This is a genomic window from Proteiniclasticum sediminis, assembly GCF_018128025.1.
GTDB classification, from domain to species: Bacteria; Bacillota; Clostridia; order Clostridiales; family Clostridiaceae; genus Proteiniclasticum; species Proteiniclasticum sediminis.
In genome coordinates, this window is record NZ_JAGSCS010000007.1 from 61,903 (window position 1) to 75,165 (window position 13,263).

Here is a 13,263-nt window from a genome sequence, read left to right on the forward strand (position 1 = left end):
GATGAATTTTTACCAATTTTTTAATAGACTTTTCCACAGGGCTGCTTTCGTGGAGTCATTTGGTTTACTTCTTGGCCAGACCGTATTTGGCCAGGAATTCTTCCTTTTTGCGGCGAAGGGGTTCCATTTCGTTGTGGAGAAGGCCATCTTTGAGGTTTTCCTTTTCCATGAAGAAGAAGGACAGTCCGCCCAGACCAACATGGGTACCCACGGCCACGCCCATCTGCATGATGTAGACATCGCCGGTGAAGCCCGTGTCTTCGAGGAATTTCTCCCGAAGATTTTCGGCATAGAGACGATCCGAAGTGTAGCCGATGATGACGAAGTCCGTGAGGGATTCATCCACGCGGCGGATAAACTCTTCCACATAGTGGGCAAGGACGCGGCGGCGGCCCCGTTCTTTGGCCACTATGGCACCTTTTCCCTGTTTCATGGACATGATGGGCTTCAGCTTCAGCATTTTGCCGATGATGGCACTGGTGCTGGACAGTCGTCCGCTGCGCAGAAGATGATCCAGATCGTCCACGGAGAGGAAGTGCTTCACCTGGGTTTTGTAGCTTTCATTAAAGTCTACAAGTTCCTCAAAAGTGGCCCCCTGTTCCCGCAGGCGGGCACTCTTTAAGAGCAGCTATCCGCTGCCGTGGCTCATGGACTGGGAGTCCACGATATGGATTTTCACCAAAGAGTCTGGGTGGCTTTCCTCAAAGTCGCTTTTGGCCAGCATGGCGGACTGATAGGCTCCGCTGGTGCCGCTGGACATGCAGATGCACAGAATTTCATCGTGACCGCTGGCGATGGCTTCGTCAAAGATCTTCAGGTATTCCACGGGGCTGGGCATGCCCGTGGTGGGGGAATTGGCCAGTTTCTCCATGCGGCTGTAGAACTCATCGGGGGTAATGCCGATACGGTCCTGGTAGGTTTCTCCATCCATGGTGACGGAGAAGAGGGCCAGGGAAATGTCGTAACGGTCCAGAATTTCCTGCGACAAATCACAGGTGGAATCGGCCATGAGCTTGATCATACTATATCCTCCGTGGAAATCAAAGTTCTTGTTGGTGCTGAATAAGGTGTAGCGTTTCCATTATACGGGATGAGCCCCGGGAATACGAGAAGAATTTTATCTCCCCCGTGGTATAATTGGAGGAAAAGGGAAGATGGTCTGCCTTAGACAGTTTTCCCGTCTTTTTCGATCATCGGATGTCGCATGAAGGGAGTCCTGGACGAGATGGAGCTATATGGACGCTATTTTCGAACCTACCGCAAACTGTTCTTTTTTGCGGTCTTTTTTGTTTTTCTGGAGACCATGGTGGATCTTTTGCAGCCCACTCTCATGGCCCGGATCATCGATGACGGCATTCGCCGGGGAGAGGTTTCCCGGGTGCTGCAGCTGGGCGGCCTCATGCTGGGGGCCACCGCCCTGGGGGCAGGATTTGCCGCCCTTCGCAATATCCTGGCCAGCCGGGTTTCTCAAAGGTTTGGCCAGGAACTTAGGGAAGATCTCTTCCGCCAGACCCTCTATCTGGGGGAAGGGGAAGCCGATGCCCTGGGCAGCGGTTCCCTGGTCACCCGACTCACCAACGATACGGCCCAGTGCATGCAGTTTGCCAACGGCATGATGCGGATCTTTTTCAAAGCCCCCATCACGGCCCTGGGCAGCGTGATTTTGGCCTTTTTGCTCAGTCCCCAGCTGAGCCTGGTGCTGTTTCTTTTGCTTTTGGTGGTGGGCGTCCTCATTACCCTCAGCATGCGTCTGAGCTACACCCGGTTTGCCTGGGTGCAGAAGGCCATGGATCAGCTCAATGCCAAGGTTCAGGAATATCTTCTGGGCATACGCCTCGTGAAGACCTACGGTCGTCATGAAACAGAACGGGAAAAGTTCGAAGGGGTGAACGGGGAGCTGGAAAAGCGGTCCATGGCCTCCCAGCGGGTCATCGCCTGGTTTTCCCCCCTCCTGACCCTGACCCTTAGTCTGGGGATCGCCTTGGTGCTCTATCTGGGAAGCTACATGTTTTCCCGGGGAGAGATCGAAGTGGGGAAAATCGCCGCCTACATCAGCTACATGACCCAGATTCTCAGCTCCATCATCATGATTACGAATATTTTCAACACCTTTGTCCGGACCAAAGCCTCCTCTGCCCGGATCCTGGAGGTTCTGGACAGCCCCGGGGAAGCCCAGACCAAGGGCGAGTCCCTGGGCCAGGCCTTGAAGGTTTTGGCCTTTGACGAGGTGTCCTTTGCCTATCCCGCGGGTAGTGGGGTTCCCGCCTTGAAGAAGGTGACCTTCACCTTGGCGGCGGGGGAAACCTTGGCGGTCATCGGGTCCACGGGTTCGGGGAAATCCACCCTCAGCTGGCTGCTCCTTCGTTTTTATGAGCCTTCCGATGGGTGCATCACCCTGAATGGCCAGGATATTCAGACCCTGGATCCTGGGGAGATTCGCCAGCGCATTGCTCTCGCGCCACAAAAACCCCAGCTCTTTTCCGGCACGGTCCGGGAGAACATTGCCTGGGGTCGTCCGGATGCCCCTGCAAAGGACGAGGAATGGGCAGCCAGAACAGCCATGGCGGAAGAGTTCATTCTGAAGATGCCAAAAGGCTATGACAGCCCTCTTCGCCAGGGGGGCGTGAACCTTTCCGGGGGACAGAAACAGCGGATCAGCATCGCCCGGGCCCTGGCGAAACGAGGGGAGATCCTCATTCTGGATGATGCTACCAGCGCCTTGGATGCCCTCACGGAGGCCAAGGTTCGAAGTGCCCTTCGGAGGATTTTCCCCAAACCCATGACGTTCCTCATCACCCAGCGGGTCAGTACGGCCATGGGGGCGGACCGGATCCTGGTCCTGGAGGAAGGAAGCGTCGCGGGTTGGGGCACCCATGGGGAGCTCCTTAAAAGCTGCGCCATTTACCGGGAGCTCTACGACTCTCAGATTGGACTGGAGGAAAAGTCTTATGGAGAATAAAAGCGCCAATACCATGCCGAAGCTCACCACTGGGGGCATGGGCACCGGTCCTCAGCGGTTTTCCAATCTGGAGAGGCCGGCGAACTCGAAGGAAACCTTTCAGCGGCTGCTTCGGATCTTCAAACCCTGGCGAAGATCCCTCGCCCTGGCCACCCTATTCACGCTGCTGTCTTCGGGGGCATCTTTGGTGGTTCCTCTTCTCATCGGCCGGGCCATCAACACCTTTGATCCCGTTTCCGGTACGGTGAAGGAGAGTGCTTTAGGGCGGATCCTGCTTCTCATGATGGCCGCCTATGGCCTCACCTGGGTCCTGGAAACCGCTGGAGGGCTCCTCATCAATCGGATCACCCAAAACCTCATTCGCCGGATCCGCTCGGACTTTTTTGATAAGCTTGAGCGAATCCCCCTGTCCTTCTTCGACCAGCGTTCCCATGGCGACACCATGAGCCGCATGACCAACGATGTGGACAACATCAGTTCCGCCGTGGGACAGACCACCACCCAGCTCCTCGCCAGTCTCTTTATGCTCACAGGCTCCCTGGTCATGATGCTCTACCTGAGCCTTCCTCTGACGGGCCTGGCCCTGGTATCGGTCCCCCTCTTCATGGGGCTCACCCGGACCATCACGGCGAAGAGCCGAAGGCATTTCCAGGGACAGCAGCGCAGCCTGGGGGAACTGTCGGGGGTTCTGGAGGAAAACATCACCGGCCTAAAAATGGTGAAGGCCTTCCACCGGCAGGAGGGGGTGCTCGCCCAGTTTCAGGAGGTCAATGGTGAGCTTTACCGCCACGGGACCCTGGCTCAGATCTGGGTGGGGTTCATGATGCCCTTCATGGGGGTCATCAGCAATCTGGGCTTTGCCCTGGTGGCCACTGCTGGGGGAGTATTGTCCCTTCAGGGGGCCATCACCGTGGGCACCGTGGTGAGTTTTCTCACCTATTCTAAGCAGTTCGGTAGGCCGCTGAATAACATCGCCGGGATGATCAGCGGCATTCAGTCGGCCCTGGTGGGGGCGGAGCGGGTCTTTGAGATCCTGGATGAAGGAGAGGAGACCCCTGATTCGCCCAGGGTGGAGATAATACCCCATCCCCAGGGAGAACTGCGCTTTGAGCACGTGCAGTTTTCCTATAATGGAAAGACCCCGGTTTTTACAGACTTTAACCTCATCATCCACCCTGGGGAAGTGGTGGCGCTGGTGGGGGAAACGGGAGCCGGGAAAACCACTTTGGTGAATCTCATGACCAGGTTTTACGAAGTGGATGGGGGGCGCATCCTTCTCGATGGGAAGGATATCACGACCCTTACCCGTCGTAGCCTTCTTCAGGCCTTCTCCGTGGTGCTCCAGGACACGGTGCTCTTTTCCGGAACTGTGGCGGACAACATCCGGTATGGGAAACCGGAGGCGTCCCAGGAAGAGGTCATCCGGGCAGCCCAGCTGGCCCATGCGGAGGACTTCATCCTGAAACTTCCCCAGGGCTATGATACGGAAATTCTTCCGTCCTCGGACAGTTTCAGTCAGGGACAGCGTCAGCTCCTGGCCATCGCCCGGGCAGTGTTGTCGGAAGCACCCATCCTGATCCTGGATGAAGCCACCAGCAGTGTGGATACCCGAACCGAAAAAGCCATTCAAAAAGCCATGGTAACCCTCCTGGCCAAAAAGACCAGCCTTATCATTGCCCACCGTCTGTCCACCATCAAGAGTGCCGACCGGATTCTGGTCCTGGATCAGGGGATGGTGCAGGAAGAGGGAACCCATGGGGAGCTCATGGCGAAAAAAGGGCGGTATTACGCCATGGTCATGAGCCAGATGGGGGGATAGGGATGAAAAGAGACACCGGATTGATGCCGGTGCCTCTTTATAGGAATTTGACGCAAAAGAAAAGCAGCTGCTTGCGCAACTGCTATTTTCATCAGAAATTATCTTCTGCTGAACTTCTCGTTCTTTCTTGCTCTTCTGCAATCAGGACATCTTACGGGCTCGTTCTCGAATCCTTTTTCCTTGTAGAATTCCTGCTCACCTACGGTGAATACGAATTCGTTGTTGCAGTCTCTGCAAATGATCTTCTTGTCTTCCATGTTAACTTCCTCCTTAGGAAACAGTTATACCTAAATTTCTCTGTCGCTAAGGCGAAAGGCAAAATCTTCGTGATTAACTGTATTTATTCATCCCTCTTCAGGACTTTTTCAGTATAGCACATCCCCAAAGAAATAGATAGCGTTATTTATTTTTTATTTTTAAACATGAAATCCAGAATTCTCTGTTTATTTCCGTGCTTCTAGGGCGAAATTCCCTTGGTACTCCGGCGGTTTCCCGGATTTTTTCTGCAAAAAGGGTACTCAAACCCCGGTAGGTATTGTATGATGACGGTGGAACGAAAATGAATTCCTGGCGCAAGCCAAGGATAAAGGAGTGGTGCAGTATGATTTACATAAACCGTTATTTGGCACAAGTCGCTGTGGGAGGAATTTTGATTTTCTGATCCTAAATTTCTCCCCCATATCCAAGGGAGGAAAAATATTGAATCAACGAATGCTCAATTACGGCTTCACGGAGAAGATTCTCCAGGAAGCCTCGGAAGAGGCGCACCTGTATCCGGGGCGCATCATATCCCAACATAAAGAACTCTATAAGGTGGCTCTTGCAGAAGGGGAGGTCCATGCGGAGGTCTCCGGGAAGATGATTCATGGGGCACAAAGTCCTCTGGATTTTCCCGTGGTGGGAGACTTTGTCCTTCTGGACCGCACATCCGATGCTGGAGGGTACGCCATCATCCACCGGGTTCTCCCCCGAAAAAGTCTCTTTGTCCGCAAGGCGGCGGGGAAAACCACCAAAGCCCAGGCTGTAGGAGCCAACATCGATCTGGTGTTTCTCTGCATGGCCCTGAACAAGGATTATAATCTCCGCCGCCTGGAGCGCTACTTTGCTGTAGCCCTGGACAGCGGCGCCACCCCGGTCATGGTGCTCACCAAAGCGGATCTTTGCTCCGATGTGGAAAAGAGAGTAGCAGAGGTGGAGCGCATAGCCCTGGGTTATGATGTGGTCGTGACTTCAGGAGCTACCGAAGAAGGGTACCTGGGACTCAAACCCTATTTGGCCCCAGGGCGAACCCTGGCCTTCATGGGATCCTCGGGGGTGGGAAAATCCACCCTCATCAACCGGCTTCTGGGGGCGGAAATCATGGCCACCCAGGGGCTGCGCAATGACGACAAGGGTAGGCATACCACCACCAGCCGGGAGCTGCTCCTTCTGGAAGAGGGAGGAACCCTCCTGGATACACCGGGCATGCGGGAGCTGGGGCTGGATGGCGCCAATCTGGAAGAATCCTTTGAAGATATCCATATGCTGGCTGCACAATGCAAGTTCAGCGACTGCCGTCATGACCGGGAACCGGGCTGTGCCGTTCGGGAAGCGCTGGATTCGGGGGAACTGACCCTGGACCGACTGGAAAGCTACCGGAAACTGAAAACGGAGAACCCCTATGAGGGACTCAGTTCCCGCCAGATTGAAAAGAAGAAGATTGATCAGATGTTTGGCGGAAAAAGCGGGCTTAAGCAGGCCCGGGAGATCATCAAAAATAAGAAAAAGCGTTAGCGAAAAAGTCCTCCGGAAAATTTCTGGGGGACTTTTCCATGGGGAGGCTTTGTGGACAAAGGGGAGCGCTCCTTGTAAAATGAACATCAAAGAAACCTCCCGCGGCAGCGCGATCATCCGCGTTAAAGGACGGCGGGGGAGAATAACGGCAAGGTCGATGACCCCCTTGCAGAGAAGAGGAAATCATGGGAAAGAAACTGATTCTGGCGGAAAAACCCTCCGTGGGCAGGGATATTGCCAAGGCCCTGGGCCTTCATGAGTCCCGGGACGGATTTATCGAAGGAAAAGAGTATATTGTCACCTGGGCCATGGGCCATCTGGTGACCCTGGCGGATCCGGAGGAATATAATCCGGAATACAAGACCTGGCGCATGGAGGATTTGCCCATTCTGCCGCCGCGGATGAAGCTGGTGGTCCTGGGCAAAACCGCTAAACAGTATAAAACCGTAAAGTTTCTCCTGGACCGGAAGGATGTGGATTCCGTCATCATCGCCACCGATGCGGGCAGAGAAGGGGAACTGGTGGCCCGGTGGATTCTGGAGCGGGCGGGGGCCCGGAAACCCCTGAAGCGGCTCTGGATCTCCTCGGTGACGGAAAAAGCCATCCGGGAAGGGTTTTCCCAGCTGAAGGATGCCAAGGCTTATGAGAACCTCTTCCATTCGGCGGAAGCCCGGAGTCAGGCGGACTGGATCGTAGGCATCAATGCCACCCGGGCCCTGACGGTGAAGCAGAATGCACCCCTGTCCCTGGGACGGGTCCAGACCCCCACCCTGGCCATGGTGAAAGCCCGGGAGGAAGAAATCCGTGCCTTTAAGCCCAAGGAGTATCAGCTGCTGAAACTTCGGGCCAAGGGCGCCCAGTTCACCCATGAGGGCGGACGGATCTGGTCCAAAGCGGAAGCCGATGCGCTTCTTAAAAAGCTCACGGGTCAGGAGCTCCTGATCACATTGGTGGAAAAGGCCGAGAAGCGCAAGGAAGCGCCTCTCCTCTATGATCTGACGGAGCTGCAGCGGGACGCCAGCAATCTCTATGGCTACAGCCCCAAGGAAACCCTGAATACCATGCAGGCCCTCTACGAAAGGCACAAGGTGCTCACCTATCCCCGTACGGACTCCCGATACCTGACCCATGACATGACCGATACCCTGGCGGACCGGGTCCGCGCCGCAGCCAAGGGAGATCTCACCAACATCGGCCGGGAGATTCTTCGAAAAGGAATACGGGAAAAGAAGAGCTTTGTCAATGACGCCAAGGTATCCGATCACCACGCTATCATCCCCACGGAGGAAAGCGTGGTGCTATCCACCCTCACGGACAAGGAGCGGAAGATCTATCTCCTCGTGGTGAAGCGGTTTTTGGCGGTGCTCATGGACCCCTATGTGTATCAGTCCATGAAGGTTACGGGAAAAGTGGGAACGGAAAGTTTCACCCATACGGCAAAAGTTACGGTGAGCCTGGGCTACCGGGCCCTCATTGCCGATGCTTCGGAAGAGGAGGGCGAAGAGCATGCGGCCCTTTTTGAGAAAGGGGAGCGCTGCCCGGTGGAACGGCTTCTCCTGGAAGCGGGACTAACAAAGCCTCCGGCTTATTTCACCGACGCCACCCTCCTCTCCGCCATGGAGAACCCCGGGAAATACATGGCCAGCGAAGACAAGAATCTGGAAGCGATTCTCAAGGAAACCAGCGGACTGGGCACCGTGGCCACCCGGGCCGATATCATTGAAAAACTTTTTTCTTCCTTTGTTTTGGAAAAGCGAGGGAAAGAAATCCATATTACGGAAAAAGGCCGCCAGCTGGTCAAACTGGCGCCCAAAGAGCTGACCTCTCCGGAAATGACCGCCAGGTGGGAAGAAAAACTGGAGAAGATCAAGAAGGGACAGTTGAAGAAGGAGCTCTTCATTGCGGAGATGACCACCTACGCCCAGGAAGTGGTGCGGGAGATTAAAGCTGCCACGGTGACCTTCCGCCATGACAATCTCACGGGGCAGAAATGCCCGGAATGCGGCAAGAACCTCCTGGAGGTGAAGGGCAAGAATTCCACCATGCTGGTATGCCAGGACCGGGAGTGCGGCTTCCGCAAGACCTTGTCGGTGAAATCCAATGCCCGATGTCCGGAATGCAAGAAGAAGATGGAACTGGTGGGCGAAGGGGACAAAAAGGCCTTCAAATGCGTCTGCGGTTACCGGGAAAAACTCACGGCCTTCCAGGAGCGTCGGGAGAAGGAGGGCACGGCCATGCGAAAGAGCGAAGTGAAGCAGTTCCTGGCCAAGGCCAGCAAAGAAAACGAGGAGCCGGTGAACTCGGCCTTGAGCGATGCCTTGAAGGACTTCTTCAAGTAGACCGGGGAAGCTTAGGTTGGGTCCACAGAAGGATAGCCGTGAACGTTTCGTAGCCTTTTCATGAATCTTGCGGGTTTCACCTTGCGCTGTATACCCCTAGGTGGTATATTGAGGTCAAGAAAACCCAGGAGGTTTATTATGAAAATGATTTATGAAGTTAAAACGGAAAAGTCCTTTGAAGTTGCCCGGGAGGACCTGAAAAAGAGTCTTGGAGCCCGTTCCTTCGGTGTGCTGTGGGAAATGAACTTTAAAGACAAACTGCACGAGAAAGGCTTGGAGTTTGAGGATGATTTCCAGGTGATGGAAGTCTGCAATCCGCCCAAGGCCAAAAAGGTGCTGGACAAGCACCGGGAAGCCGGGTACATGCTGCCCTGTAAAATGGCGGTCTATACCGAGGAGGGCCAAGTCTATATGGGCATGATGAAACCCACCGCCCTCATGGGCGTCATGGAGAAGGAAGACCTGCGTGACGTGGCGGAGGAAGTGGAGGCCATTTTGAAGGAAGCCCTAAGCGAGGCCCGTTAGGAAGTATCTAGGATACCCTAGGTAACCAACCAATCCCCCCGCAAGGAAATTAATCTGGAGATCCATGAAATGAAAGCGAGAAGTGCGCTCCTTCGGGAGAGTTGCACTTCTCGCTTCTTTGTGATTGCAGGGGTTTATGGGAAAAGGGGAAGAGGAGTTCAGCGAAGGGATGCGTCCTTCTTCTTCATGAGGTACATTCCGGACAGGGTGTTCACCGGACAGATGGTACACCAGGTGCGGGGTTTGTAGAGTTTGGCTAAAATCAGCCCCAGGGTGGTGGTGGTCATCATCATGGAAAAGATGCGGAAGGAGAGATGGGTGAACCACAGGGGGACTTCCGGGAAGGGAAGAAGGGGAACCAGATGCACCGGCAGGGGGATGAAGATCAGAAACCGGGGAATCAGCATGGGGGCCATTTGTCCCCGGGCCACCCGAAGGGTGGAAAACGTCATGATCAGGAGGCTGAAGAGAAAGTAAATGAGCACTCCGTACTTGACCTCGCTCTGGGTGAAAGAGCGGGGGATTTTGCGGGAGGAGCGGTGATGCTTTCCCAGGGTCATGTAGAGGCTGGAGCGGGGACAATACCCCTGGCACCAGGTCTTTTTCCCATCCCGGAGGAGGAGGTAGAAAGGCAGGGTCATACACAGCAGTCCGAGAACCGCCAGATGGATATTGAGAAGGGACAGGAGGAAAAAGCCTAGGGTGAACAGGTAGAGAAGACGATGATTACGCAGAGAGGACACCTCATTTCAACATTATGCTTGTGGGGAAAAATTACCGGGGATTGCTGAGCAGAGCGCCGACCAGGGCTCCATACAGCGTAGACCGCCAGGGGCTGGAGGTAATGGGGCAGGTGCCGGTACGGCAGCCCACCAGCTTGTACTGCAGATAGCCGGCGATGCCGCCCACGAAGGTTCCTATAAATATGGACATAGTGAATCCACCTCATTTTCAAAATTTGGGCAAAAAAGGAGAAGAGGCATAAGTTGCCTCTTCTGTAGGCAGGAAGGGTTACAGGCTTTCCATGGTCTTCAGGAACTCCTGAATGGGTTGATTCCCCAAAAGATCCACCTGATCGTTGAAGACAATCTTCGGGACACCGGAGACATTATGCTTCATGGACAGTTCCTCAAAGGTCTCGGCTTCGATCATTTCCGCTTCGATGAGGGGGTTGATCAGGGCCATTTTATGGGCCTTCTGCACGGCTCCAGGGCAGTGAGGGCAGCTGAGGGTAACAAAGACTTTAATATTCACGGGCTTATTGATGTTCTTGATGCGGGCTTCCAGTTCTTGAGGAAGCTCGCTGGCATTGCCGGAGACTTCAATGATGGCGGGAATAAAAGAGTTGATTTCATGGCCAGCAGGAATTCCATTGAACTTGATCCCGTGATATTTCTTTTCGCTGTCTAAAAGGACGATACTGGGGACCATTTCCACATGGTAGAGCTCGGCCATTTCCGCATCCTTCTCGATGTCATAGACGTCCAGATGGATTTTGTCGCTGAGTTCTTCCACTTCCTGCATATAGCTCAGGGTTTCTGCACAGGAGTAGCATTCGCCTTCCTTGGTGAAGAGGGCGATGGTTACGTCATTTTTGAGATCCTGAAAGATTTCTTTCAGTTGGGATTGAATTTCTTCGTTGAACATTTTCATGGGTTTTCCTCCAAATTATTTAGTGGTCGAAGGGGCAGCAGCATGGGGTTTCCAGGTATTGAGATATTCATTGGCGGCCAGAGCAGCTTTTGCACCGTCACTGGCGGCCAGGATTATTTGCTTGTAGGGAATCTGGGTCACATCGCCTGCGGCGAATACCCCCGGAAGGTTTGTTCGGTTCTTCTCATCCACCAGAATTTCCCCCTGAGCATTGAGCTGAAGGACTTGGTGGAAGGGGCCCAGGTTGGGAATATGGCCGATTTCGATGAAGAGCCCGTCGGCGGTGATTTCCTCTTCTTTGCCTGTGGCTTTGTCACGGACCTTCACGGCGCGCAGGGCGCTATCGCCCAAAACTTCGAGAATTTCTGTTTCCAGCCGGATGGCGATTTTCTCTTCCTGGTAGAGCTTATCCACCAGGATTTTGTCGGCCCGAAACTGACTACGATGGATCAGCTGGACATGATGGGCCACTTTAGCCAGATCCAGGGCGGATTCCACGGCGGAGTTTCCCCCACCGGCGATGAGGACATCCTTTCCCTTGAAGAGAGGAGCATCGCAGATGGCGCAGTAGGCTACACCTTTGCCGGCGAAGCGGTCTTCTCCGGGAATGTTCAGGTGACGGGGCTTAGATCCTGTGGCAATGATCACGGCCTTCGCCTGATAGGTGACCCCGGAAAGGAGGGTGAGATAGTGAACCCCGTCTAGGGAGGAGTAGGCGGCAACTTCCGCATCCTCGAGAATGGGAACGTGGAGAGCCTCCACATGCTGCAGAAATTCCTCTGCCAGCTTTTCTCCCGTTTGAAGGGAGATTCCCAGATAGTTGTCCACGGAGGAGGTGTCCAGGAGCTGGCCGCCTTTGCGCACCGTGAGGACAGCAATGTCCAGGCCCTTGCGCCTTGCATACAGGGCGGCATTGAGTCCGGCAGGGCCTCCACCCACGATGAGAAGATCATAAAGCTTCTCGGGATTCAGGGCCGTGGGGGAAAGGGGAGAAAGGTTTTTTTTCAGATCGACTTGAAATTGAAAAGCCATGGTTACCTCCTGGAATAGGGTAAAAAGAGAAAGTGAAGGGAAGATCTCTCCCAAGGTTCAAATCCAAGGGGGATTTCCAACAACCTCGTGGTGATGCTTGGTGAATCATGCCATCGGGTTGCATTTTCTAATCACAATATACCATACGGGGGTATATTTTACAAGGGGCTTTTCTCCCGTCGTTCGATGTTTTTCCGGGAAAAGGGCTCTTTTCAGCCTGGAACGCCTAGTTCTCCATGGAAGAACTTTGCGAGGAGGTCGTGCGATGAAGATCTATTTATCCCCCAGCCGGCAGAAGGAAAATCGGTATGCAGAGGGGGAAACCCACGAAGCGGAGGTCATGGGGAGGGTGAGCGGAAAAATCCTGGAGATCCTCCACCGGGAATATGGCGTTCAAGGGATCCTGGCGGATCCGAATTTGGGCATTGAGACTTCGGGGCGGCCCAAGGAAGCGGTGAAGCAGGGCTGTCAGCTCTATGTTGCCCTCCATTCCAATGCGGGTGGGAAAGGCAAAGCTGCAGGGGCCGTGGCCTTTTATCACCCGAAGTATCCGCTGTCTAGAAAGTTAGCCGAAGTGCTGGTGGAGGAGCTGGATCGGGTATGCCCGGTGCCCTCCAACCGGGCACAATCGGTACTGGATGGAATGAAGGCCTTCCAGGGAAAGGGGTATGGGGAGATCCGCAATCCCGCGTTAGCGGGCCTTGTCCCTGTGCTGGCGGAAACCAATTTCCATGATCATCCCGAGGTCGCCCACTGGATGAGGACGAAGACGGAGGAGGTGGCGCAGGCTTATGTCGCCGCTCTGGCCAAAGTGCTGGAGCTGAAGAAAAGGGATTCTTCAAAATCTGGTCCCGAACTTTACCGGGTTCAGGTGGGGGCCTTTTCTCAGCGAAAAAATGCAGAGGCCTTGCGGGACCAATTGAAGGAAAAAGGCTATCCGGCATTCATCACGCGAAAAGAAGAGGCTTGAGAAAGGGGAGTTTCCTTTCTGATTCCCCGGGTTCCTCCGGGTTTTACGAAAACTCGGGGATCAGAATAAAAAATTATGGAAAAATATTCCCTGATTACCTTGAATTTCAATAAAATTCGCAAAAAGAATTATCGATTTTAATTATTTCAAATGTTATAATAGATTCAATTGTAAGGGTAATGGAATTATCGTA

General features: G+C 54.1%; 11 protein-coding genes and 1 pseudogene. 6 read left to right on the top strand and 6 right to left on the bottom strand.

Annotated elements, in window-relative coordinates:
* Positions 1 to 64: 64 nt before the first annotated feature.
* Positions 65 to 1,021, bottom strand: a pseudogene (locus KCG48_RS06970) (DegV family protein).
* A 204-nt stretch (positions 1,022 to 1,225) separates the two neighbouring features.
* Between KCG48_RS06970 and KCG48_RS06975 the strand changes: the two are divergent.
* Together KCG48_RS06975 and KCG48_RS06980 are read left to right on the top strand one after the other, a co-directional pair.
* The gene (locus tag KCG48_RS06975; RefSeq protein WP_211800924.1) at positions 1,226 to 2,959 is read left to right on the top strand and encodes an ABC transporter ATP-binding protein; all 1,734 of its coding nucleotides are present in this window, start codon (positions 1,226 to 1,228) and stop codon (positions 2,957 to 2,959) included.
* A complete protein-coding gene (locus KCG48_RS06980; protein WP_211800843.1) occupies positions 2,949 to 4,778 on the top strand; it encodes an ABC transporter ATP-binding protein in 1,830 nt (609 codons plus the stop codon). Before KCG48_RS06975 ends, KCG48_RS06980 begins: the two co-directional genes overlap by 11 nt.
* Positions 4,779 to 4,876: 98 nt before the next feature.
* Here the strand turns inward: KCG48_RS06980 and KCG48_RS06985 are convergent, their stop codons facing one another.
* Positions 4,877 to 5,035: a zinc-ribbon domain-containing protein gene (locus KCG48_RS06985; protein WP_211800845.1), complete on the bottom strand. Its 159-nt coding sequence runs from the start codon at positions 5,033 to 5,035 to the stop codon at positions 4,877 to 4,879.
* A 442-nt stretch (positions 5,036 to 5,477) separates the two neighbouring features.
* Between KCG48_RS06985 and rsgA the strand changes: the two genes are divergently transcribed.
* The 3 genes from rsgA to KCG48_RS07000 all read left to right on the top strand — a co-directional run bounded on the left by rsgA (position 5,478) and on the right by KCG48_RS07000 (position 9,415).
* The gene (gene rsgA / locus KCG48_RS06990) at positions 5,478 to 6,551 is read left to right on the top strand and encodes a ribosome small subunit-dependent GTPase A (RefSeq protein WP_230977041.1); all 1,074 of its coding nucleotides are present in this window, start codon (positions 5,478 to 5,480) and stop codon (positions 6,549 to 6,551) included.
* A gap of 185 nt (positions 6,552 to 6,736) precedes the next feature.
* Complete coding sequence (locus KCG48_RS06995; protein ID WP_211800847.1) at positions 6,737 to 8,890, top strand: DNA topoisomerase III; 2,154 nt, start codon at positions 6,737 to 6,739, stop codon at positions 8,888 to 8,890.
* A 138-nt stretch (positions 8,891 to 9,028) separates the two neighbouring features.
* Complete coding sequence (locus KCG48_RS07000) at positions 9,029 to 9,415, top strand: DUF302 domain-containing protein (RefSeq protein WP_211800848.1); 387 nt, start codon at positions 9,029 to 9,031, stop codon at positions 9,413 to 9,415.
* Positions 9,416 to 9,573: 158 nt separating this feature from the next.
* Here KCG48_RS07000 and KCG48_RS07005 read toward each other — a convergent pair whose 3' ends face one another.
* The 4 genes from KCG48_RS07005 to KCG48_RS07020 form a co-directional block, all read right to left on the bottom strand.
* Positions 9,574 to 10,056 (bottom strand): 4Fe-4S binding protein, encoded by a 483-nt coding sequence (locus KCG48_RS07005; protein WP_211800850.1) that lies wholly within the window; start codon positions 10,054 to 10,056, stop codon positions 9,574 to 9,576.
* 133 nt (positions 10,057 to 10,189) lie between these two features.
* Entirely contained in the window at positions 10,190 to 10,348 is a 159-nt protein-coding gene (locus KCG48_RS07010; protein ID WP_211800852.1) for a DUF6132 family protein, read from the bottom strand.
* A gap of 78 nt (positions 10,349 to 10,426) precedes the next feature.
* Positions 10,427 to 11,068, bottom strand: a complete 642-nt coding sequence (gene pdo, locus KCG48_RS07015; protein ID WP_211800854.1) for a protein disulfide oxidoreductase — start codon at positions 11,066 to 11,068, stop codon at positions 10,427 to 10,429.
* Positions 11,069 to 11,083: 15 nt separating this feature from the next.
* Positions 11,084 to 12,100, bottom strand: a complete 1,017-nt coding sequence (locus KCG48_RS07020) for an NAD(P)/FAD-dependent oxidoreductase (RefSeq protein WP_211800855.1) — start codon at positions 12,098 to 12,100, stop codon at positions 11,084 to 11,086.
* Positions 12,101 to 12,365: 265 nt separating this feature from the next.
* Between KCG48_RS07020 and KCG48_RS07025 the strand changes: the two genes are divergently transcribed.
* Positions 12,366 to 13,070, top strand: a complete 705-nt coding sequence (locus tag KCG48_RS07025) for an N-acetylmuramoyl-L-alanine amidase (RefSeq protein WP_211800928.1) — start codon at positions 12,366 to 12,368, stop codon at positions 13,068 to 13,070.
* Positions 13,071 to 13,263: the final 193 nt, after the last annotated feature.

Coding starts and splice junctions, on each gene's coding strand:
- KCG48_RS06980 (WP_211800843.1), top strand. CDS start 2,949: ATGGAGAATAAAAGCGCCAATACCATGCCGAAGCTCACCACTGGGGGC.
- KCG48_RS07000 (WP_211800848.1), top strand. CDS start 9,029: ATGAAAATGATTTATGAAGTTAAAACGGAAAAGTCCTTTGAAGTTGCC.
- KCG48_RS07010 (WP_211800852.1), bottom strand. CDS start 10,348: ATGTCCATATTTATAGGAACCTTCGTGGGCGGCATCGCCGGCTATCTG.
- pdo (WP_211800854.1), bottom strand. CDS start 11,068: ATGAAAATGTTCAACGAAGAAATTCAATCCCAACTGAAAGAAATCTTT.
- KCG48_RS07020 (WP_211800855.1), bottom strand. CDS start 12,100: ATGGCTTTTCAATTTCAAGTCGATCTGAAAAAAAACCTTTCTCCCCTT.
- KCG48_RS06995 (WP_211800847.1), top strand. CDS start 6,737: ATGGGAAAGAAACTGATTCTGGCGGAAAAACCCTCCGTGGGCAGGGAT.
- KCG48_RS06985 (WP_211800845.1), bottom strand. CDS start 5,035: ATGGAAGACAAGAAGATCATTTGCAGAGACTGCAACAACGAATTCGTA.
- KCG48_RS07025 (WP_211800928.1), top strand. CDS start 12,366: ATGAAGATCTATTTATCCCCCAGCCGGCAGAAGGAAAATCGGTATGCA.
- KCG48_RS07005 (WP_211800850.1), bottom strand. CDS start 10,056: ATGACCCTGCCTTTCTACCTCCTCCTCCGGGATGGGAAAAAGACCTGG.
- KCG48_RS06975 (WP_211800924.1), top strand. CDS start 1,226: ATGGAGCTATATGGACGCTATTTTCGAACCTACCGCAAACTGTTCTTT.